This is a genomic window from Bergeyella zoohelcum ATCC 43767 (genome assembly GCF_000301075.1).
In the GTDB taxonomy this organism is placed as follows: Bacteria; Bacteroidota; Bacteroidia; order Flavobacteriales; family Weeksellaceae; genus Bergeyella; species Bergeyella zoohelcum.
In genome coordinates this window covers 1331082-1352702 of sequence record NZ_JH932293.1, presented here as the reverse complement: position 1 = coordinate 1352702, position 21621 = coordinate 1331082, and the positions used below count along the sequence as shown (strand labels likewise).

At 36.3% G+C, this 21621-nt stretch carries 21 protein-coding genes and 1 pseudogene; 9 read left to right on the top strand and 13 right to left on the bottom strand.

Annotated elements, in window-relative coordinates:
- Positions 1-87 precede the first annotated feature (87 nt).
- Positions 88-1317 (bottom strand): ABC transporter permease, encoded by a 1230-nt coding sequence (locus HMPREF9699_RS06140; protein ID WP_002663311.1) that lies wholly within the window; start codon positions 1315-1317, stop codon positions 88-90.
- A gap of 5 nt (positions 1318-1322) precedes the next feature.
- On the opposite strand from HMPREF9699_RS06140, the gene HMPREF9699_RS06135 reads away from it, so the two are divergent.
- Positions 1323-2573, top strand: coding sequence for an exo-beta-N-acetylmuramidase NamZ family protein (locus tag HMPREF9699_RS06135; RefSeq protein WP_002663310.1), 1251 nt, complete (start codon positions 1323-1325; stop codon positions 2571-2573).
- 126 nt (positions 2574-2699) lie between these two features.
- Positions 2700-4685 (top strand): urocanate hydratase, encoded by a 1986-nt coding sequence (locus tag HMPREF9699_RS06130; RefSeq protein ID WP_002663308.1) that lies wholly within the window; start codon positions 2700-2702, stop codon positions 4683-4685.
- Positions 4686-4727: 42 nt separating this feature from the next.
- Here HMPREF9699_RS06130 and menA read toward each other — a convergent pair whose 3' ends face one another.
- From menA to folP, 10 genes are all read right to left on the bottom strand, one after another.
- On the bottom strand, positions 4728-5654 hold the full coding sequence (gene menA, locus HMPREF9699_RS06125; protein ID WP_002663306.1) for a 1,4-dihydroxy-2-naphthoate octaprenyltransferase: 927 nt from the start codon (positions 5652-5654) through the stop codon (positions 4728-4730).
- Positions 5655-5675: 21 nt separating this feature from the next.
- Positions 5676-6128, bottom strand: coding sequence for a hypothetical protein (locus HMPREF9699_RS06120; protein WP_002663305.1), 453 nt, complete (start codon positions 6126-6128; stop codon positions 5676-5678).
- A 448-nt stretch (positions 6129-6576) separates the two neighbouring features.
- Positions 6577-7259, bottom strand: a protein-coding gene (locus HMPREF9699_RS11020) for an IS1 family transposase (RefSeq protein ID WP_115599232.1) whose coding sequence is annotated in 2 segments (ribosomal slippage) — positions 6577-6932 and positions 6932-7259 — 684 coding nt in all. Because the reading frame shifts where the segments join, the coding sequence is not laid out codon by codon here.
- A gap of 51 nt (positions 7260-7310) precedes the next feature.
- A complete protein-coding gene (locus HMPREF9699_RS06110) occupies positions 7311-7646 on the bottom strand; it encodes a thiol-disulfide oxidoreductase DCC family protein (RefSeq protein ID WP_002663299.1) in 336 nt (111 codons plus the stop codon).
- A gap of 108 nt (positions 7647-7754) precedes the next feature.
- The gene (gene mscL / locus HMPREF9699_RS06105; RefSeq protein ID WP_002663294.1) at positions 7755-8126 is read right to left on the bottom strand and encodes a large conductance mechanosensitive channel protein MscL; all 372 of its coding nucleotides are present in this window, start codon (positions 8124-8126) and stop codon (positions 7755-7757) included.
- 102 nt (positions 8127-8228) lie between these two features.
- On the bottom strand, positions 8229-9467 hold the full coding sequence (locus HMPREF9699_RS06100; RefSeq protein WP_002663292.1) for a DUF1015 domain-containing protein: 1239 nt from the start codon (positions 9465-9467) through the stop codon (positions 8229-8231).
- Positions 9468-9471: 4 nt separating this feature from the next.
- Positions 9472-10431 carry an NAD(P)-dependent oxidoreductase gene (locus tag HMPREF9699_RS06095; RefSeq protein ID WP_002663291.1) on the bottom strand — a complete coding sequence of 320 codons (960 nt, stop codon included), beginning with the start codon at positions 10429-10431 and terminating at the stop codon, positions 9472-9474.
- Positions 10432-10436: 5 nt separating this feature from the next.
- On the bottom strand, positions 10437-11495 hold the full coding sequence (serC, locus tag HMPREF9699_RS06090; RefSeq protein WP_002663289.1) for a 3-phosphoserine/phosphohydroxythreonine transaminase: 1059 nt from the start codon (positions 11493-11495) through the stop codon (positions 10437-10439).
- A 53-nt stretch (positions 11496-11548) separates the two neighbouring features.
- A complete protein-coding gene (locus tag HMPREF9699_RS06085) occupies positions 11549-11899 on the bottom strand; it encodes a 4Fe-4S dicluster domain-containing protein (RefSeq protein WP_002663288.1) in 351 nt (116 codons plus the stop codon).
- 81 nt (positions 11900-11980) lie between these two features.
- Complete coding sequence (gene folP / locus HMPREF9699_RS06080; RefSeq protein WP_002663287.1) at positions 11981-12832, bottom strand: dihydropteroate synthase; 852 nt, start codon at positions 12830-12832, stop codon at positions 11981-11983.
- A 64-nt stretch (positions 12833-12896) separates the two neighbouring features.
- Here folP and HMPREF9699_RS06075 point away from each other — a divergent pair, with 64 nt between their 5' ends.
- The 4 genes from HMPREF9699_RS06075 to tpiA all read left to right on the top strand — a co-directional run bounded on the left by HMPREF9699_RS06075 (position 12897) and on the right by tpiA (position 15764).
- On the top strand, positions 12897-13439 hold the full coding sequence (locus tag HMPREF9699_RS06075) for a DUF1599 domain-containing protein (RefSeq protein ID WP_002663286.1): 543 nt from the start codon (positions 12897-12899) through the stop codon (positions 13437-13439).
- Positions 13440-13531: 92 nt separating this feature from the next.
- Positions 13532-14608, top strand: a complete 1077-nt coding sequence (locus tag HMPREF9699_RS06070) for a BT_3928 family protein (protein WP_002663284.1) — start codon at positions 13532-13534, stop codon at positions 14606-14608.
- 32 nt (positions 14609-14640) lie between these two features.
- On the top strand, positions 14641-14988 hold the full coding sequence (locus HMPREF9699_RS06065) for a TerB family tellurite resistance protein (protein WP_002663282.1): 348 nt from the start codon (positions 14641-14643) through the stop codon (positions 14986-14988).
- Between the two features lie 14 nt (positions 14989-15002).
- Positions 15003-15764, top strand: coding sequence for a triose-phosphate isomerase (gene tpiA, locus HMPREF9699_RS06060; protein ID WP_002663281.1), 762 nt, complete (start codon positions 15003-15005; stop codon positions 15762-15764).
- 55 nt (positions 15765-15819) lie between these two features.
- Here the strand turns inward: tpiA and pncA are convergent, their stop codons facing one another.
- Together pncA and lipB are read right to left on the bottom strand one after the other, a co-directional pair.
- On the bottom strand, positions 15820-16425 hold the full coding sequence (gene pncA / locus HMPREF9699_RS06055; RefSeq protein WP_034986151.1) for a bifunctional nicotinamidase/pyrazinamidase: 606 nt from the start codon (positions 16423-16425) through the stop codon (positions 15820-15822).
- Positions 16426-16477: 52 nt separating this feature from the next.
- Positions 16478-17194 (bottom strand): lipoyl(octanoyl) transferase LipB, encoded by a 717-nt coding sequence (gene lipB / locus HMPREF9699_RS06050; RefSeq protein WP_002663279.1) that lies wholly within the window; start codon positions 17192-17194, stop codon positions 16478-16480.
- A 196-nt stretch (positions 17195-17390) separates the two neighbouring features.
- Between lipB and kbl the strand changes: the two genes are divergently transcribed.
- The 3 genes and pseudogenes from kbl to HMPREF9699_RS11315 all read left to right on the top strand — a co-directional run.
- The gene (kbl, locus tag HMPREF9699_RS06045; protein WP_002663278.1) at positions 17391-18587 is read left to right on the top strand and encodes a glycine C-acetyltransferase; all 1197 of its coding nucleotides are present in this window, start codon (positions 17391-17393) and stop codon (positions 18585-18587) included.
- A gap of 69 nt (positions 18588-18656) precedes the next feature.
- Positions 18657-20117 (top strand): LptF/LptG family permease, encoded by a 1461-nt coding sequence (locus tag HMPREF9699_RS06040; RefSeq protein ID WP_002663277.1) that lies wholly within the window; start codon positions 18657-18659, stop codon positions 20115-20117.
- Positions 20118-21430: 1313 nt separating this feature from the next.
- Positions 21431-21621 (top strand): annotated as a pseudogene (locus tag HMPREF9699_RS11315) (hypothetical protein); the annotation flags it as partial.

Below are 21621 nucleotides of genomic sequence, written 5' to 3'. Positions count from 1 at the left end.
TACAAAAAAGATAGCTCGCCTATTACATTCTACGCTGTATGATAAGTACAATTGATTGAAAATACCTAATCAACCATCACAAGTACATTAATTGTATTTAATCGATTTCACAGGAGAAATTTTGGAAATTAAATAGCTGGGTAAAATCAGTGAAATAGCTGAAACAGTAAGAATCCCTAATGATAGTAATAAAGGTATCATAGGATTAAGATCTACTGGTACGGTGCTGATATAATAATTATCAGGATTGAGCCTAATAATCTTCAGAAACCTTTGGGCTAACAATAATCCTACTCCTATAATATTGCCATAAAAAAGCCCTGGAAGCATGATGATAAGCGTATAATAAATAAATATCTTCTGTATTTGAAAATTATTCGCACCCAAAGTTTTTAATATTCCTATACTATTCGTTCTTTCAATGATGAGAATAAGAAGCACCATAATAATATTGATAATCACCACAGAAAGCATAATCCCAATAATAACGGCAATATTATTATCGAAAATAGCTATCATATCTACTATCTGAGGATATTTATCAGTAGCAGACTCTACATAGTTTTTAAGTCCAATATATTGCTCAATGGTAGGGGTATGTGTATCTATCTCATTTACATTCTGAAAAAACACATCCAGTCCACCGATGGCATTTTTATCTACATCAGCTATTTTTCTTGCGTGGTTAATATCTCCGATGACAAACTGTTCGTCTATCATTTTAATATCCGTTTTATAGAATCCTGCTATTTTAAATTTTCTATAGATAGGATTTTTATCTGCCTTAGAAAATATCGCTACGATGCTATCATTTAGCTTGAGCTGTAAATCTGAAGCTATTTTTTCTGATACCAAAATCTCGTTGCTATACCCTTTCTGGGGTAGCTGAGGAATTTTTCCTTCGGTAATAAATTTTTCAAATCTTTCTTTATCAAAATCTTTATCTACTCCCTTAAAAACAATCCCAGCAAAATTATCCTCCGTCCTCATGATGCCCGTTACATTAAGAAACTGCTGTACACTGGCCACAGAAGGTGTATTCTTTATCTTCTCAATATCTAGTCCAGAAGCATCTAAAACCGAAGAATCATAGGAGGTATTACTTTTCTGAGACTTAATATTTACATGTCCATTAAAATCTGCCATCTGAAGTTTTATGGCTTCTTTAGACCCTTGCCCAATAGAAATTGTAAGTAATGAAACAATAACCCCTAAAGCAACAGACAGCCTACCGATGAAGATGATAATCCTAGAAAGATTATTTTTATTATCTTTGGAAAGTGCTATTTTCTTTGAAAAATATGGTGCAAAATTCAAACCTTATGATTTTAGGCGTCAAAAATATAAAAATACTATCAATCCTCGCGGTTTTCTTATTAGGAAATCCCCTATTTTTTAGTCAAAATATTTCTTCATCACTAAAAACAGGAGCAGACCAACCTGAAAAATACTTGCATCTGTTGAGAGAAAAAAGAGTGGGCGTAGTTACCAACCATACAGGGAAAATCATCAGAACCATCAAGTACAATGCTTCAGTAAATGGAGGATGTGCCTTGGCCATAAGAAAAGATACGGTAAGCATCGTAGATTTTTTACTGGAAAACAAAATCGATGTCAAAAAAGTATTCGCTCCAGAACATGGTTTTAGAGGTACAGCCGATGCAGGGGAAGTGGTAAAAAATGGCATCGACCAAAAAACAAAATTACCCATCATATCCTTATATGAAAAAAATAAAAAACCGAGCCGAGAACAGATTGCAGATATAGACATTTTACTCTTTGATATTCAAGATGTAGGCGTTCGGTTTTACACTTACATCTCTACCCTTTCCTATATTATGGAAGCAGCGGCTGAAAATGGTAAAAAAGTCATCGTCTTAGACCGCCCTAATCCACATGATGGCTATACAGATGGCCCCATTTTAGAGCCTCCATTTCAGAGTTTCGTAGGGCTACACCCTGTGCCTGTAATTTATGGGCTCACCATCGGAGAATATGGACTTATGGTCAATGGCGAAGGTTGGCTAAAAGGAAAATTAAAAGCCGATTACATCTTGATAAAAATGGAAAATTATTCTAAAAATCAAAGATATAGCATTTCTGACAAACCTTCCCCTAACCTCCCCAATGATGTGGCCATACAGCTCTATCCTAGCCTATGCTTCTTTGAAGGCACACAAGTAAGTGTAGGGAGAGGTACCCACTTACCTTTTCAAATTTACGGGTCACCGTGGATGAAAAATCAATCTTTTTCTTTTGTTCCTAAACCTACTGAGGGAGCGAAAAAACCTTTCTTAGAAAACCAAACTTGCTATGGCGAAAATTTGTCCCACCACCGACAAAAATCGAGGCAGCTGAATTTAGAATGGCTCATCAAAGCCTATCAAAATTTCAATCATAAGGAGAAAAAATTCTTTTTAGAAAACCTTTTTTTCGATAAGTTGGCAGGAACAGACCAACTCCGAAAACAAATTCTCCAAGGTAAAACGGCATCGGAAATCCGAAAATCTTGGAAAAAAGGACTGTACGATTTTGAAAAAATTAGAAAAAAATACATGGTGTATGAAGAATGATTTACGCCTATCTTTTGCTAAATTTTAATCCTTAGCACCTAAGAAAAAGCCAATATTCCTACACGCATTGCTACATTTTTACTAAATTTGCGTGTATTAATCATCAATATTCTGAAAATAAATATCATGACTTTCCAAGAACAGATACAACAAGGAATTCCCACAGAGTTACCTGCTCCACAACCTTTTGATACGAGCATTAACCACGCTCCAAAGCGTAAAGAAATTTTAACCGAGGAAGAGAAAAAATTGGCACTGAAAAATGCCCTCCGTTACTTTGATCCTAAACATCACACCACACTCATCCCTGAATTTAGGGAAGAATTAGAAAAGTATGGGCGTATCTACATGTACCGTTTTCGTCCGAATTACAAAATGTACGCTCGTCCCATTTCTGAGTATCCAGCAAAATCTCAGCAAGCGGCAGCCATTATGCTCATGATTCAAAATAATTTGGATTATGCTGTGGCTCAGCACCCACATGAATTGATTACTTACGGTGGAAATGGTGCTGTTTTTAGTAATTGGGCTCAGTATCTGCTCACCATGAAATACCTTTCGGAAATGACCGATGAGCAGACTTTGGTAATGTATTCAGGACACCCTATGGGGCTTTTCCCTTCACATAAAGACGCTCCAAGAGTGGTAGTAACCAATGGTATGATGATTCCGAACTATTCTAAACCCGATGATTGGGAAAAATTCAATGCCTTAGGCGTTACCCAATATGGGCAAATGACCGCAGGGTCTTATATGTACATAGGGCCACAAGGCATTGTTCATGGAACTACCATTACCGTACTCAATGCTTTTAGAAAGATAAAGAAAAACCCTAAAGGAGGGCTTTTCGTAACTTCTGGACTGGGAGGCATGTCAGGAGCTCAACCCAAGGCGGGAAACATCGCAGGATGTGTTACCGTTTGTGCCGAGGTAAATCCTAAAATCACCAAAATTCGTCACGACCAAAAATGGGTAGATGAAATTATTGAAGATCTTGACCTATTAGTAGAAAGGGTAAAAAAAGCTCAAGCCAATCAAGAGACGGTTTCTTTAGCCTATCTCGGGAATGTGGTAGAAGTATGGGAAAAGTTTGACGAAAAAGGATTAAAAATAGACATCGGTTCAGACCAAACTTCCCTGCACAACCCTTGGGCAGGCGGATATTACCCTGTAGGATTGTCTTTTGAAGCGTCTAACGAAATGATGGCTAACAATCCTGAATTATTTAAACAAAAAGTACAAGAATCCCTAAGAAGACACGCCGCAGCTATCAACAAACATACAGCTAAAGGCACTTATTTCTTTGATTATGGAAATGCCTTTTTATTAGAAGCCAGTCGTGCAGGAGCCGATGTGTTGGCAGAAAAGCCTACATTGGGAAGAGAATTCAAATATCCTTCTTATGTTCAGGATATCATGGGACCAATGTGCTTTGACTATGGTTTTGGGCCGTTCCGATGGGTATGTACCAGTGGTAAGCCTGAAGATTTGGCAAAAACCGATGCCATTGCTTGTGAAATTTTGGAAGAAATCATGAAAAACTCACCAGCAGAAATCCAGCAACAGATGGCCGATAATATCCAGTGGATTAAAGGGGCTCAGGAAAACCAATTGGTAGTAGGCTCACAAGCCAGAATCCTCTATGCCGATGCCGAAGGACGAATGAAAATAGCAGAAGCCTTTAATAAAGCCATTGCCAAAGGTGAAATAGGACCAGTAGTTTTAGGAAGAGACCACCACGATGTTTCGGGGACAGACTCTCCATACAGAGAGACTTCGAATATTTATGATGGCTCAAGATTTACCGCCGATATGGCGATTCATAATGTGATTGGCGACAGCTTCCGAGGGGCCACTTGGGTGTCTATCCACAACGGAGGTGGCGTAGGCTGGGGCGAAGTAATCAATGGAGGCTTCGGTATGCTCTTAGATGGCTCCGATGATGCCGACCGCAGACTGAAATCTATGCTGTTCTGGGATGTGAACAATGGCATTTCCCGAAGAAGTTGGGCAAGAAACGAAGGTGCTGTATTCGCTATCAAAAGAGCTATGGAATCAGAACCTCTACTGAGGGTTACACTCCCAAATATGGTAGATGAAAACTTACTTTGAAAATAAAAAAAAAGGACATCCGAAAAGGATAGCCTTTTTTATTTAAAAATAATTCAGCCCTATTGCCACTAAAACCGAAGTTACAAAAGTGATGATACCTACCTGTTTTAGGAATGGGTCTAGCTCATGTGGAGATTTTACTTGCATAATTTTCCGTCTCACACCGGCTAAAGGAAACATCATAATCATAGCCATAAAAGCATAATAATTTCCCTTTTCATGAAAACCGTTCAGCATAAGGAAGATAAGCAACAATATCATGGGCAACTGCATCAGTATCATCTGATAAATCATTGCTTTTTTAAAGCCCAATCGGAGTGCCAGTGATTTTTTTCCCGAAATGGCATCGCTCTCTATATCTCGCATATTATTAAGATTTAACACGGCGGCAGAGAACAGCCCCACTGCCGAAGCTGGAAGCAGTACATCCCAACTCCACGATTTGGTAAAAAGAAAATAGCTCCCCCCTACCGATACCAATCCGAAGAAAATAAATACCATCACATCTCCCAAGCCCAAATATCCATACGGCTTTTTACCTACGGTATAACCAATCGCGGCTAAGATACACGCCACTCCTAAACCGATGAACACCCAAAACTCTTTCATAAAATCAGGGAAAAACGCTTTATATAGCAAACCTACAGTAGCCAATAAAGAGAGGAAAGCAGTAATGAGCATAGCATTTTTCATCTGCTGTGCCGTAATTTTCCCCGAGGCTACAGCTCTGGCTTCGGCATTTGTACTCCGCATTTGGTCAGTACCTTTAACGCCATCACCATAATCATTGGCAAAATTGGACAAAATTTGATACAATAAAGTTACCAAAATCGCCAAAGCAAAAATTTGCCAGTCCCACGCTTGTCCCAGTTCTCCCAATCTCCATCGGGCAATGAATGCCCCCATAATAATTCCACTCATAGAAAGCGGTAAAGTACGAAGCCTAGCGGCATGTATGTAGTTTTTCATTTATTATTAAAATCAAATTTATTATTCACTCCCAAATAACTTTCCATTGAAAGTATGCGTACAGCAATTACAAAAAGGTATCATATCAACTGCTTTTAGATTAGGATTATATATTTGCAAGATTCCATTTTCATCTACAAATAACCCCGAGTAATAAGAAGACTCACCTACTCTTACATAGTCTTTTTTTTCTTGCTCATTCATTGCTACCATCCAAAAAATAGGATCAGTTTTATCCAAACGAGATTTCGCTTCACTAAAAATTTCATCCCAATTTTGTCCTACTTTAGATAAAAGAAACCGAAAAAGCGGTGTGTAGTCTAGTCCTCTTTTCATTTTGGGCATCTTACCCTGTGTTACGGAAGTACTTTTTCTCTGATGACGAGAATCACTAAAATCTCCACCAAAACAATGAGATACATTGTAAGTTTTGGTATTTACTTTTCTATAAAGTTTGGACTTAGCTTTATTCATATTAATTTATCATTTATAGAACTTACTAAATTTCGTAACCATTCATCATATTCTTTATTTCCAAAATTAATAATAACCAAATTTAACCTACTCCGAGTAATTCCCGTATATAAAACTTCATCAAAAGCATATGAATCAAAACCATTTTCTCTATATTTAGGTTCCAAAATTAAAAACACTAACTAACTTTCCCAACCTTTAAAACATGAACTGTTGAAATTTTAATCGTTCCACTATTGAACCAAAAATTCATTTTTTTATTTTTTCTAATAGTCTCAAAAGTTTGATGAGATTGTTCTTTTAGTTTTCTATACTATTCTTTATTTTCTCCCTAGATTCAACTTATAAAAGTAACTTTCCGTTGTTATTAATCGTTTTCAAATATACTTGTTTTGGACTTAAAAAACCAAATCTTTTGCGTGGCCTTGTATTTAAAATTTCGGTATTATTAAATTATTATATTTAATTGATTATTCAGCTTCAGAAATAAAAGTTTCAAGGAATTTTCTAACATTGTTTTTGACTTCGAGTAACATTTTCCTTTTCTTTTAAATCTTGCCAAATAATGCCTTATTCTGCTATTATATCCCTCCACTGTAAAGGTTTCTGCTTTGGATTCCATATGCTTTTCACTTGGAATTATCTCTGAATAACTCTTCCAATAATCGCTACAAAAACCATTGATATCTCTGTTTTTCAATTTCTTCCAAAGTTCTAAGAAAGTTTCTGTGTCTCGTTTGCCACAAACAAAACCGATGAACTTTTTTCCAAGTCTATCAATAGCAATCCAGCTCCAACAGTAGTTTTTTTTGACTGTACATAACTGTGAATCTCGTCCAATTCCACTATTTCAATAGGTTCTTCATTCTGAGGTAGTTCCACAGATTCTTCCCATTTCTTTACCCACCGATAAACCGTTCCGTAGCTAATATTCAATATCCTTCCAATAGCTCGAAATCCTAATCCTTCCAAATACATTTGCAAAGCAAGACGCTTTTGTTCTGGCGTTTTCACATCCGATTTCTTCTCAACACTGAAAAAATAGCCACAGTCTTTACATTTATATCGCTGTCTGCCTCCAACAAAACCTGCCTTAATTTTATTTAACGATTCACATCTGGTACATTTCATGACGCTAAATTATATAAAATATATCAGAATAACAATACCCAGTAATTATTTTTAAAACTTTGTTCTATATTTTGCAAAAATTTTATAACAATAATCTGTAAATGAACGAGGTAAAAATTTAAAAACAGATAAAAGACGATAAGGAAATGGTAAATGATAGGCAATATTAAAAATAGCTAGTGAACGAGTGTTTACTTTTTCCTCTTTGATAAAATAAACCGTCTGTAAATCAATAAAATGAACACCTCTTTTTTTGAGCAACTGTTTTGCTTCTTTACTCCGAATAGGAACAATAGCCAAAGAAGAGTTCTTCTCTGTAGCCCAATGAGCAAATCGAGTACAGAAACGACATTTTTCGTCATAAAGAATGAAAATATTTTTAGACATTCAGTAAGTTATTTCTTTTGTAAAGCTAAAAAAAGTCATCTTTTCAGATGACTTCTAAATTTATTTTCTTTATCCGTTAAAAATCATATTTCTATTAGAAATACAAAATTATTTTTTTCTTAGCTCATCACGGATTTCCATGAGTAATGCATCTGTAGATGAAGGCCCTGCAGGTGCTTCCACTTTTTCCTTTTTAAATTTATTTGCCGCTTTTACCACTGCAAAAAGTACAACAGCAATAATAAAGAAAGAAATTACTGCAGACAAGAAGTTACCATATTTTATTCCGTTCCATGTAAGCTGTGAAATATTCTCTAAATTGGCTGTTTTTAATGCAGGATTAAGTGCTGCCGGAGTAATAACATCTTCTACAAAAGAGTTTACTATAGTTCCGAAAGCCCCTCCAATAATCACACCGACTGCCAAATCAATCACATTGCCTTTAAAGGCAAAACTTTTAAATTCGTCTATTAAGCTCATTTTTTATCATTTAAATGACGAATATACAATAAAATATTTTTATACCACCTATGTTTTTATTAAATTTTATCTATGATAAAAGAATTGACCAGTGTCATCCCACTATTTCATATCATACATTACCAAAGCAGAGACCAATTTCGGTTCTATATAAGTACATTTAGGAGGCATAATAATTTTCTGATCAGATATCTGAATAATATCCTGAAAGCTAATAGGGTATATCCCAAATCCTACTACACCATTTCCATTATCTACTTCATCTTTAAGCTTCATAATACCTTCTTTACCAGAGTTTCCTTTCGTATAGCAAATAAGTTCTGAGCTATCAGGATCTTCAATATTAAAAATCTCTTTTAATACATATTGGTTAAAAAGCTGATGATCTACCAAAATTTGTCCATTATCACAATTTCTTGCTTCACTTTTCAGATGTAAAGAATAAAACTTTCCATCTAAGTACATAGAGAAATGATGTTTTTTAGTAGGAAAATAGACTTCTTCTCCTCTTTCATTAATGGAAAAATAAGTTTCCATTTTCTTTAAAAGTTCTTCCTTGGTCATACCATTGAGGGAGGTAATATACCTATTATAGTCATTAATTTTGATGGATTGATTAGAAACAATGAAGCTATACACAAAATTATGACCATCGGTAGGAAGGGTTTTCTTATTTTTTTCGGAAATATTTTTTGCACAAAGAGACACCGCCCCCATTCTATGGTGTCCATCCGCAATGTAGAAAGCGTTTTGCTGGTCTAATGCCTCTTTTATTTGCTGCATTTTCAGCCGATTATCTATTTTCCAAACCTTATGCTGTACCCCATTTTCATCGGTCATTTTAATGACAGGAATCGTTTTTTCTTCCATATTCATCATGAGCTCTATTTTAGGATTAGATGGATAAGTAAGCAAAACAGGTTCTGCCTGAATTTGAACTTTTTCTAAATAATACGCAAGTTCTTCTTTTTTCTGAGGAATGGTACTCTCATGTCTTTTTACCTTACCTTCCCAAAAATCATGAATGGATACTAAGCCTAAAAGCCCACGAAAAACCGCTTTATTAGGATGAATTTGAGCATAAAGATAATATGCAGAACCATCTTGAAGTAATTTCTTTTCTTCCAAAAGCTCTTCAAAATTGTTTCTTACTTTTTGTAAATTCGTATCTTTATTCTTTTCATTCCCTTTCAGATAGGGCATTACCATCTGAATATAGGATAATTCCTTTTTCTGTTCTAAATTTTGTGCATCAGCAAATGATTCTAAAACCTGTGTAGGAAATGATTCTAAAATATCTTCATGTGGGCGTATTCCCCGAAATGGCTTAAATGTAGGCATTTCTTTAATGATTATTACTGTAATTAATGATTTGCTCGGCAAGTTCCAAGCCTATTTTTTCCTGAGCATCTATGGTACTTCCTCCCAAATGCGGACTCAAGGAGAGCTGGGGATGCATCAAAATATTAAGTTCTGGCTGAGGTTCATTTTCAAAAACATCCAGTGCTGCTCCTGCTATTTTTTCTGTGTCTATATAATGAAGCAGTGTCTCTTCGTTCAGTACTCCTCCTCTAGCAGTATTAACAATGAAAACACCGTCTTTCATCATCTCAAACTGCTCAGCATCCAATAAATAGCCATTGGTTTTTGGGGTATTAATACTCAGAAAATCAACATCTTGATAAAAGGAAGCATCTGCCACTTCTGTAGTAATCTCAAACTCAACTTTCTGACCATCAAAAAAAGACAACTCAATTTTTTCTTTCCTTGGTTTTCTGGTAGCTACCTTAACTTTCATTCCCAACGCGATGCCCATTTGAGCTACTTCTTTTCCTATTCCCCCGAATCCTATAATTCCTAGCGTCTTCCCTGAAAGCTCTACCGCATTGGCATAAGATTTTTTCAGTTGGTTAAATTGTGTTTCGCCCTCTAGTGGCATCATTCTATTGGCATCATGTAGAAATCTTGCCAAAGAAAAGAAATGAGCAAAAACCATTTCAGCCACAGAACGAGAAGATGCGGCAGGTGTATTTATCACACTAATCCCTTTACTTTCAGCATATTCCACATCTATATTATCCATACCAACTCCTCCTCTACCAATGATTTTAAGACTAGGCACTTGGTCTATAAGTTCTTTTCTTACTTGGGTAGCACTTCTTACCAAAAGCACCTCTACCTGATGTTCATTTAAGAAATTAATCAGTTGCTCTTGAGCCACTCTATGATTGAGTAAAGTGTGTCCTGCACTTAGGAGGGCATCTATTCCTTTTTGGGAAAGTCCATCATTTGCAAGTATTATCATCTTGACTATATTGATTGCATTACATTAACTAAAACTTCTACGCTTTCTAAAGGCAAAGCATTGTAAAGACTCGCTCTATATCCCCCTAAACTTCTATGCCCATTCAGTCCGCTGATATTCGCTTCTTTCCAAGCGTTATCAAAAGCCTCTTTTTTAGAATCATCGGTGAGATAGAACGATACATTCATCATGGAACGGTCTTCTTTTTGAGCAAAACCTTCAAATAATGGATTTCTATCTATTTCGTTATAAAGAAGCTGAGCTTTCGCTTTATTCAGCTTTTCCACCGCTGCTACACCTCCGTTTTTTTCTAGATGCTGAAGCGTAAGCAGTGTGGCATAAACCGAAAACACTGGCGGTGTGTTATACATAGATTCTTTATGAATATGCTGAACATAGTCTAAATAAGAAGGAATATCTCTACCTGTTTTTCCCAAAATATCTTTCTTTACCACCACTACGGCTACTCCAGCAGGCCCCATATTTTTCTGAGCACCCGCATAAATAAGGTCAAACTGACTATAGTCTCTTTGGCACGAAAAAATATCTGATGACATATCACAAACCATCAGCGTATCCACTTTCGGGAAATGGTGCATCTGCGTTCCGTAAATCGTATTATTAGAGGTACAATGAAAGTACGCATTTTCCTTACCTACGGTATAATCTTTTGGAATAAAAGAATATTGTGCTTCTTTAGATGAAGCAACTACATTTACTTTTCCTAGTTTCTTTGCTTCTTTAATGGCACCGGCCGCCCAAGTTCCAGTATCCAAATAAGCGGCTTCTCCATTTTGTAAAGGCATAAGATTAAAAGGCACCATGGCAAACTGAAGACTGGCACCTCCTCCTAAAAAAAGTACTTCATAATCATCATTTAAGTTCATCAGTCTTTTTATGATGGCTCTAGCCTCCTCCATTACCTGTACGAAATCCTTACTTCTATGGGAAATCTCAAGGATAGAAAGCCCTATACCATTAAAATCAAGAATAGCTTGGGAGGACTGCTGAAATACTTCCTGTGGAAGAATACATGGTCCCGCACTGAAATTATGTTTTTTCATTTTTTTCGTTTAGTATAAAGAAAAAAAGCCCCATTACGAGAAGGAGGCATATTTTATTCTGCGTGTAAAAAGGCTTTTCTGCTCAGCAATACATCTTCGCTTTCTACTCGGTTTTCATCTGGAACACAACAATCTACAGGACAAACAGCGGCACACTGTGGCTCCTCATGGAATCCTTTACACTCCGTACATTTATCTGGAACGATGAAATAATAGTCATCACTGATAGGCTCTTGTGGAGCATCCGCATCCACGGTAAGTCCAGAATCAAAAGTTACCGTCCCTGAAAGACTGGTCCCATCTGATGCTTTCCAGTCAATTGCTCCTTCATAAATGGCGTTGTTAGGGCATTCTGGCTCACAAGCACCACAGTTTATACATTCATCTGTTATGATAATTGCCATAGCTTTTTTTTTGACAGTGCAAATGTACGAATAATAAACTAAATATCAGAGGTAAGATAGTGGGTTATATTCGCCTATATCTTATTCTTTTCCTAAAAACTCATCTATGGTCTTTTTCATTTCGGCTACTTCATGTACTCTAAAAATTTTCGCCCCTTTTTCTAAGGCTTTACGATGAAGCAATTGGGTTTCTGAATTGATGTCTAAAGGCGTTTTACCTAAGGGTTGATAAATAAAAGATTTCCTTGAAATACCTACCAATAGTGGCTTTTTTCCAAAATGAATAAACTCTAATTCATCTAAAAGCTGGTGATTCTGCTCTATGGTTTTCCCAAATCCAAAACCAGGGTCCAAGATAATGTCATGTATCCCCAACTGATACAGCACTTCTATTTTATCAGAAAAGTACTCATTTTCTTCCAGTAGAATATCCTTTTCTGCATTTTTCTGGTGCATATTTTCATACGCATCTGCAATGTGCATGAGTATATAGGGAAGCCGAATTTCTGCTACCGTACTGAACATATTCTCATCAAACTGACCTCCTGAAATATCATTGACCAAGTCTATTCCCTCATCATTTCCAAAACGGACTACATCCGAGTAAAAAGTATCTAGAGAAACCAATACTTCGGGAAACCTTTTTTTAATTTCAGAAATGGTTTTTCCTATTCGGAGGATTTCTTCTTGAGCTGAAATTTCCCCTGCATTAGGACGGGTAGATTGAGCTCCTATATCAATGATACTGGCCCCTTCTTCTATCATTTTTTCCGCTTGTAAAAGTGCGTTATTCAGCGTATTGTACTTTCCTCCATCAGAAAAAGAATCTGGCGTAAGATTAAGAATCCCCATAATAAGAGGCGTCTCCAAACTGATGAGCCTCCCTCTACAATTCAGCGTAAAATAAGAAGCAAATCCAAAAAAATCTTTCATAGTACAAAGGTATTCTTTTGTTTTAATATACTAAAATTCGTACCTTTGGGTGATATTGTAGAATATGACAAAAACGATAGAACAATTCCAAACCGTTATACATAACTGCCGTTCATTATTCCAAAAGAAATTTAAGGACTATGGCTCTGCATTTAGAATACTGAGAGCCAGTTCGGTAACAGATCAGATGTATATCAAGGTAAAAAGACTGGTAACAATACAAGAAACAGGTATCTCTAAAGTAGATGATGAATCTCAGGAGGAGACTTTTATTGCATTGGTTAATTACTCTATCATCGGGCTAATTCAGCTGACCAAAGGCACTTCTGAAAATCTCAGAGAAGAAGAAAATGATATTTTCACGCTCTATGATGATTTCGCTCTACAAGCACAGAAACTCATGGAAAGAAAAAATCATGACTACGGAGAGGCTTGGCGTGAAATGAGGATTACTGCCATCACAGATTTAATCTATCAGAAAATACTAAGAACGAAAGAAATAGAAAATAATCAAGGGAAAACATTGGTATCCGAAGGCATCGAAGCCAATTATTTTGATATCATTAACTATGCCGTATTCGCCATGATACTCATCCATGAAGATTAGAAATTTGAGATTTGATATATTAACTCAAAAAATATAATTGATGTTTTAGCATTTTCTTTTCTAATATTCTACCTCAAATACTCAATAAAAAAATGAAACACTTACTAAGAATACTTATCGGACTGATTTTCATTATATCTGGAGCAGTAAAAGCCATTGACCCAATGGGATTTTCTTTTAAACTAGAAGAATATTTTTCGCCATCGGTGTTTAATATGCCTTGGCTAGAACCTTTTGCACTCTATATTGCTATTTTCGTAGTCGTTTTAGAAATTCTATTGGGAGTCATGCTGTTTTTGGGTACTCAACTAAAATTTACACTTTTCAGCCTTATAGGATTGTGTGTATTTTTCGGTTTCCTCACTTTCTATTCAGCGTATTTCAATAAAGTAACCGACTGTGGTTGCTTTGGAGATGCCATTAAATTCACTCCTTGGCAAAGTTTCTTCAAAGATGTAGCACTGCTTATTGGATTGATATTCCTTTATTTTCTCTACCGAAACGCTACCTCCCTCGCTCTTCGCCACCCTATCAGCATAGGGGGAATGGGCATCGTAAGTATCGTCATGAGCATCGTTATATATTGGGGCATCGCTCATGAACCTATTGTAGATTTTAGAGCTTACAAAATAGGAACTGATATGATCAGCGAAAAGAAAAAGATTAATGCAAATCCCGATGAATACAGAAATATCTATACCCTAAAAAATACTAAGACACAAGAAGAAAAACGAATTCCACAAGATGAATATTTGGAAAACGACATCTATTGGAAAGAAGGTACTCCGTGGGAAATTCTCTCGGATAAAACCACTACTGAACTCGTGAAGGAAGGCTATGCCTCAGAGATTAAAAAATTTAAAATAGAAAAAAACGGGATAGACATCACGGAAGAAATACTTAACCAGCCAAAAGCGTATTTACTCTTCGCGTATCAGCCTACAAAATTGAATGAAGCTGAAAGAATTAAAGCACAAAACGCTATTAAAAATCAAGCATTTGCAATGGCAGTTACTACCGTTCCGAATTCTTTTACAGAAATTCCTGAGGCACTAATGGATGGTATTGCCATCAAAACCATCGCGAGGAGTAATCCTTTTATCTTAGTACTTGAGAACGGAAAAATAGTAGATAAAAAAGCTTTGAAAGATTTTAAATTAGAAGAATAACGAATATTATCCAATCTTTAAATTATATAAAAATGCAAAAATCCAATAAACCGATTGCCGGATACCATTTGCTGATGATACTATCTTCAGTAGATGATGATTTCTCTCCTGAAGAAGGAATGAAAATTCAAGAGTATTTAGCCGAAGAGTTCCCATTTTATATGGATTTAGATGACGAGCTAGACATCATTGCCTCTCTTCCCAAAACGCAATGGCAAAGCCATTTTGACTTCCATGCCCAGTGTTTCTTAGAAGATTCCACAGAGAAGGAAAGATTAAAATTCGTGCAGTTTGCCAAATCACTCATCAAAGCAGATGATTCCGTGGCAGATGTAGAGCATGATTATTATACACGACTTAAGAAAATTTGGAATATTTAATAAAAAATTACATAATGAGAAAAAAAATTGTAGCAGGAAACTGGAAAATGAACAAAGATGTCATCGGTGCCCAGCAGCTGATGAGTGATCTCCTTAATTATACCCGAGAAAATAAACCTTCTTGTGAAGTGTGGATTGCTCCGCCAGCACTCTACCTCATGATGGCAAAAGACCTTTATGAAAATAATGAAGTAGGGGTATTTGCTCAGGATATTTCTATCCATGATTCGGGGGCATACACAGGAGAAATTTCTGCCGAAATGCTAGAAAGTATAGAAGCGGATGGTAGCATCATTGGGCATTCTGAAAGGAGACAATACCATGGTGAAACCGATGCACTATGCTTTGAAAAAATAAAAAAAGCACTGGCTAAAAATCTTACACCTATCTACTGCAATGGGGAAACTTTGGAACAAAGAAAAGCAGGTAAACACTTAGAAGTAGTACAAGAGCAAACGGAAAATGCACTTTTCGGGCTTACAGCTGAGGAAGTGAAAAAAGTAATCATCGCCTATGAACCTGTTTGGGCAATAGGTACTGGAGAAACGGCTACCCCTGAACAAGCACAAGAAATTCATGCACACATCCGTAAGGTATTGGCAAGCAAATTCGGTGAAGAAGTGGCACAATCCATCTCCATTCTCTACGGTGGCTCTGTAAAGCCGGATAATGCGAAAGAAATTTTCTCTCAAAAAGACATTGACGGTGGGCTCATCGGTGGTGCAGCACTTAAAATTGAAGATTTCTCTAAAGTCATCGAAGGTTTTAACGCATAAAAATTGCCCCGAAAGGGGCTTTTTATTTGCTACGAGTAACGCTCCAGAAGGAGGATTATGCCAAAATGTTTACTCCATTCTCTAAAAGCTCGTAGATGGTATCTCTACCATTGGTAGGTTTCACATTCACTGCTTTGGTACCACGGAAATGCAGATTGGTAATAAATCCTCTATCTACCGCATCTAAACATGTATGTTTCACACAATAGTCTAATGCAAGCCCTACTACTTCAAGCCACTGTACCCCATTATCATTCAAGAATTTTTCTAATTCCGTTTGCATGAAATGATTATTATCTTGGAAAGCACTGTAACTGTCCACCTCTGAATTTTTACCTTTCAGTATCGTAATCGCATTTTCAGGAACTACGAGTTCTGGATGAAAGGCAGCACCATGCGTACCCTGTACACAGTGAACAGGCCACATGAACTGAGCCACTCCGTTAAGAGAAATGGTTTCTCCTACTTTTCTACCATTATTTACAGCAAAACTCTTGTGATTTTCAGGATGCCAATCTTTTGAAAAAATCACATAATCATGATGCCCACTTTGAATGAGTTCATTGATAAAAGGTATGGTTTCATTAGCACCTGGCACCGCTAAAGCACCGCCCTCACAAAAATCATTCTGAACATCTACTACCAATAAGGCTTTTTTTATTTCCATATTTTTTGTCTAAATCTATTATACAATTCTTTGATGATAAAAAAATTCACACCAGTTGAGCATCAAAAACTTCCGAAAAATGATGCAAAATTTTATCTTTAAGTACCTTTATCTCTTCATCGGTAAAAGTTTTTTCTAATTCCCTTTGCAAAGAAGTTACCGCTTTATCTCTGATTCCACAAGGAATAATGTACTCAAAATACCTTAAATCCGTATTCACATTCAGTGCAAAACCGTGCATGGTTACCCACTTAGAGGTTTTCACTCCCATGGCACAAATTTTTCTGGCATAGGGTTTTCCTACATCTAGCCACACGCCTGTTTCGCCCTCGCTTCTCTCTCCTTTTAGTCCATACTCTGCAATGGTTCTGATGATTACCTCCTCCAAATTTCTCATATAAAGATGAATATCAGACTTAAAATTATCCAAATCTAATATAGGATAACCTACTATTTGCCCAAAACCATGATAAGTAATATCCCCTCCTCTATTCGTTTTTACGAAGGTAGCTCCTATTTCTTTAAGTTGATCTGCATTCGCCAGCATATTTTGTTCATCCCCTGATTTTCCGAGCGTATAAACATGCGGATGCTCTACAAAGAGAAAATAATTCTCTGTCTTCTGATAATCTTCTTCACTACGGTCTCTATTTTTCAGTTTTTTATCTATGAGCCCTGTCATGAGTTGCTCTTGAATATCAAATGCTTCTGAATACTCTTTCAGTCCTAAATCTTGAAAAAAAATGATTTTATTCTGCTCCATTATTGGTTATTTATTTTTTGCCGAACAAAGATAAGGAAAATAGTTTCACCATAGTGAAAAGGGCTTTTGTCTCCCAGTGAACGAATTTCCATTTAGAAAATACTCTTTTTATTTCCCAGTGAACGAATTTCTATTTAGAAAATATGTCATCATCAATTTCAGATATTATTTAATACCTTTGTGAAAAATAAATAATATGATTTCACCAGAATTTCTACATCATTTACAAACGGAACTGGCAACCATAGAACAAGATGGTTTGTACAAAAGAGAGAGAATCATCACTTCCCAACAAAGTGCTGAGATTGTGGCCAATGGAAAAACACTCCTCAACTTTTGTGCGAATAATTACCTTGGACTTTCCAATCATCCTGAAGTAATGGCAGCTTCTCAAAAAATGATTGATGAAAGAGGTTACGGAATGTCTTCAGTTCGTTTCATCTGTGGCACACAAGATATACATAAGGAACTTGAAAAGAAAATTTCAGAATTTTTAGGCTTAGAAGATACCATTCTCTATGCCGCATGTTTTGATGCCAATGGAGGCGTTTTCGAGCCACTCTTCGCGGAGGCAGATGCCATTATCTCTGATGAACTGAATCATGCTTCCATAATAGATGGAGTAAGACTGTGTAAAGCGGCAAGATATCGATACAAAAATAACGATATGCAAGACCTCGAAGCACAGCTAAAAGCCGCAGAAGAGAAAGGACATCGTTTCAAAATCATCGTTACCGATGGGGTCTTCTCTATGGATGGCATAGTGGCCAATCTGAAAGGCGTTTGTGATTTGGCAGAAAAGTACAATGCCCTACTCATGGTAGATGATTCTCACGCTACAGGATTCATCGGAAAAACGGGAAGAGGTACCCATGAGTACAATGAAGTAATGGGACGAGTAGATATCATTACCTCTACCCTTGGGAAAGCACTTGGCGGAGCTTTGGGTGGCTTTACTTCTGGAAAAAAAGAAATCATAGATATGCTGAGACAGAGGTCTAGACCCTACCTTTTCTCTAATTCATTAGCACCAGGTATTGTGGGAGCTGCCCTCAAAGTACTAGACATGATTTCTGAGGATACTTCACTGAGAGATAAAGTGATGGAAAATGCAGCGTATTTCCGTACCCAAATGAAAGCCAAAGGCTTCGATATTCCAGATGGAGATGCCGCCATTGTTCCAGTGATGCTCTATGATGCCCCTCTTTCTCAGAAAATGGCAGAAAAATTAATGGACGAAGGCATCTATGTCATCGGGTTCTTCTATCCAGTAGTGCCAAAAGGTAAAGCAAGAATAAGAGTACAGCTTTCTGCTGCACACACGCGTGAACATCTGGATAAAGCCATTGCAGCTTTTGAAAAAGTAGGAAAAGAACTGGGTGTAATTTCCTAAATATCCACTAAAAAATAAAGTTGATAGCTCAATGGAAAATGAGCTGTCAACTTTTTTATATTTTTGTCTATGATTAAAATTTTAGATAAATACATCATCAAAACTTTTTTCGGGCCGTTTTTTTTCATTTTCAGCGTCCTATTTTTCATTCTCATCGTGAATATCGTTTGGGTGCAGATGAGCCATTTTTTAGGAAAAGGACTTACCTATTTTGAAATTGGAAAACTGCTTTTTTATTTTGGGGTAAGCGTGATTAATCTGGTAATGCCACTCTCCATCCTACTTACTTCTATTATGACTTTTGGAACATTCGGGGAACGATATGAACTTGCCGCCATGAAAGCCGCTGGCATTTCCCTCTTCCGAGTAATGAAACCGCTCTTCGGGGTAAGCATCGTCATGTCTTTTATCCTATTTATTTTTGCCAATAATGTAATTCCTTCGTCCCAGAAAAAGGCGAGGAATATGCTTTTTAATATTACCCAAACGCGTTTGGCACTGAACTTTACCCCTGAACAGTTCATTGACCAAATCCCTGGGTTTTCAGTAAGGTTTGACGAAATTTCTGGTGAAAATGGAGAACATCTGAAAGGAATTTATATCCACAAAAAGGCCAGTGCCTATGATAACCAGCAGACCATCATTGCTAAAAAAGGACTATTAAAAGCCGAACCACTCAATAAAAATTACCTAAAACTTACGCTCTATGACGGCTATGTACATGAAGAAAATTTAGGCAATAAAAATTACCAAGAAAGACTGAAACAGCCCGACCAGTCTATGAAATTCGATACGCTATCTCAGCTTTTTGACATATCAGAAATAGTGAATAAAGCTCTGGAGCAAGAGAGAATTACAGATGACCCACGCTTTAAAAATTTTGTAGAACTGGGAGAGGAAATTACCAAAGCTGAGAAACAAAATACCGAACAGTTCAAAAGATTAGGAGAAGAGCTTGCCGCCCAAACCACGCCTTTCCTCTACGCCATGGATAAACATAAAGACCGATTTAAAAATCCTCAGCCACAGTTTGAATTTTCAAAATTAAAAGAAAAAGAACAACTAAAGATACTTACCAATGCTCACAGACATATAGAAAATCAAAAAATGACACTGAACAATAGAAATTCAGAAATGGCTACCATCTATGATGATTTTGGGCATCTGGTGATGTATCAGCATAGAATTATAGCACTTTCTCTCACCTGTGTTATCTTTTTTATGATAGGAGCCAGTTTAGGGAGTATCATCAGAAAAGGAGGGATAGGGATGCCAGTGGTCATTGCCATTATTATTTTCATTCTTTTTTATGTGATGAACCTTACCGTAGAGAATCTTTCTTGGGACGGAACGCTCAGTCCCTATTGGGCATCATGGATTCCAAACATGATTCTTACACCATTTGCCATATGGCTTACCCGAAGTGCCTTAACGGATTCCCAACTTTTTGACATTGAAAAATACAAAACTTTTTTCAAGCCACTGATTCGTAAATTTGTAAAAAACAAAGAACACGCAAGGTATAGGTAACCCCCATGAAATACTAAAAATAAAGCAAGAATAAAAGCAGGAGGCAGGAAGCAATGGGCAGGAGGCTTTTAGTTGTTGGCGAATAATTTTTGGCTGCTAGCACTTGGCTTCTAACTTTTTAGCCTTTTAGCTTTCTAATTTCTAAAAGCAATAGGCAGGAGGCCTTTTCGTTTGACCTCGTGGAGGTCGTATGTTTTATGTCATGGGATATGACTGTGTATAACATTCGACCCCGTCGGGGGTCGAATAATAAGACGAATTTTATTACTATATACATTTGACTCCGCTGGAGTCATTAGATGGAGTATGTTTTTGACGGATGACTCTAACTTTTCATTTCTAACCTCTAATTTCTAAAATCATTGTACTTTGTACAATCTCTAATTTCAATGAACAAAAGATAGCTAAGCGTTTAGAAATGCTTAGCTATCTTTTTTTAGTCCTCACTTTATTTAAAAAGCTTTACAGAATGATCATTTCTGCAAAATAATGCACCTTCTAACACCATTTATGTTCTGCTCTCTCATTGGACAAATAAGCTATAAATTCATCTTGTTTTTTAGTTTGCTTAAATCTCTTGAGTTTTATGATTACAAAGCTCTTCGCCAAAGTTTTTTAGCACTTTAGCAAAGCAATTCGAAACGATGAAACTCATTAAAATTAGTATTTTTCATCAATCCATTTACACATTCATTATACTACTATTCTTTTGATTTTAATGGGGTTTTATTACTAAGTAAGTCGAGATGATCTCAATATAAATAAGTATATAAAAATATTTTCTTTTTTTTATGCTAATCCTTGTTTATATAGAAATAGTTAGTATATTTGCCTCGTGATGAAAAAAAATAGTTCAATTATCTTCAAAAAGCACCTCCAAAATTTGGTGGTGTCGGATAATTGTATAAACACACACCTTCGCTCTATAGCATAATAACTACGCGTGTGTGCGTATTTTACGAAAAATATTTCGGACTAAAAAATTACTTTCTTTTACATTTTCTTATTTTTTTTAATAATACTTCCCTTGTGTTCATGTTATCTTTTTCATTGGGGAAATACCTTCTATCTAACAAAAACATTTCAAATAGATTATACTCTTCTTCCTTATGCTCATTGAAAGGAAGTCTGTATATAAGCTATAATTCGATTAGTGTCTTTAATCAGAATTTTTTTGTTTGTTTAAGACCGCTTCACGAGCTGGAGCGGTATTTTTTCCATAAAATAATAAACAAAAACAATATAGGTTCATGGACTAGTGACAAAAAACATATTTGAAAAAATAGAATTAAATAATTTTAAAAACACAATGTATGAAAAAACAACTATGCACGCTTGCCGTATTAGCAAGTATGTTCATCGGTACGGAAGCCTTTGGACAAAGTGAAAAAGGAAGAGTGGGGGTTAACACTCCTACTCCCAAAGCTACACTCGATATTCAAAATCTATCGAGTAACCTAACTACCAATGAAGGATTATTGATTCCTCGACTTACAAAAACCAG

Excerpts from the sequence above, each read along its gene's own strand:
- HMPREF9699_RS06070 (WP_002663284.1), top strand. The coding sequence starts at position 13,532 with ATGAAACACTTACTAAGAATACTTATCGGACTGATTTTCATTATATCT.
- HMPREF9699_RS06110 (WP_002663299.1), bottom strand. The coding sequence starts at position 7,646 with ATGTCTAAAAATATTTTCATTCTTTATGACGAAAAATGTCGTTTCTGT.
- HMPREF9699_RS06085 (WP_002663288.1), bottom strand. The coding sequence starts at position 11,899 with ATGGCAATTATCATAACAGATGAATGTATAAACTGTGGTGCTTGTGAG.
- HMPREF9699_RS06135 (WP_002663310.1), top strand. The coding sequence starts at position 1,323 with ATGATTTTAGGCGTCAAAAATATAAAAATACTATCAATCCTCGCGGTT.
- folP (WP_002663287.1), bottom strand. The coding sequence starts at position 12,832 with ATGAAAGATTTTTTTGGATTTGCTTCTTATTTTACGCTGAATTGTAGA.
- HMPREF9699_RS06075 (WP_002663286.1), top strand. The coding sequence starts at position 12,897 with ATGACAAAAACGATAGAACAATTCCAAACCGTTATACATAACTGCCGT.
- tpiA (WP_002663281.1), top strand. The coding sequence starts at position 15,003 with ATGAGAAAAAAAATTGTAGCAGGAAACTGGAAAATGAACAAAGATGTC.
- HMPREF9699_RS06065 (WP_002663282.1), top strand. The coding sequence starts at position 14,641 with ATGCAAAAATCCAATAAACCGATTGCCGGATACCATTTGCTGATGATA.
- HMPREF9699_RS06130 (WP_002663308.1), top strand. The coding sequence starts at position 2,700 with ATGACTTTCCAAGAACAGATACAACAAGGAATTCCCACAGAGTTACCT.
- HMPREF9699_RS06120 (WP_002663305.1), bottom strand. The coding sequence starts at position 6,128 with ATGAATAAAGCTAAGTCCAAACTTTATAGAAAAGTAAATACCAAAACT.
- serC (WP_002663289.1), bottom strand. The coding sequence starts at position 11,495 with ATGAAAAAACATAATTTCAGTGCGGGACCATGTATTCTTCCACAGGAA.
- HMPREF9699_RS06040 (WP_002663277.1), top strand. The coding sequence starts at position 18,657 with ATGATTAAAATTTTAGATAAATACATCATCAAAACTTTTTTCGGGCCG.
- mscL (WP_002663294.1), bottom strand. The coding sequence starts at position 8,126 with ATGAGCTTAATAGACGAATTTAAAAGTTTTGCCTTTAAAGGCAATGTG.
- menA (WP_002663306.1), bottom strand. The coding sequence starts at position 5,654 with ATGAAAAACTACATACATGCCGCTAGGCTTCGTACTTTACCGCTTTCT.
- HMPREF9699_RS06100 (WP_002663292.1), bottom strand. The coding sequence starts at position 9,467 with ATGCCTACATTTAAGCCATTTCGGGGAATACGCCCACATGAAGATATT.
- kbl (WP_002663278.1), top strand. The coding sequence starts at position 17,391 with ATGATTTCACCAGAATTTCTACATCATTTACAAACGGAACTGGCAACC.
- lipB (WP_002663279.1), bottom strand. The coding sequence starts at position 17,194 with ATGGAGCAGAATAAAATCATTTTTTTTCAAGATTTAGGACTGAAAGAG.
- HMPREF9699_RS06095 (WP_002663291.1), bottom strand. The coding sequence starts at position 10,431 with ATGATAATACTTGCAAATGATGGACTTTCCCAAAAAGGAATAGATGCC.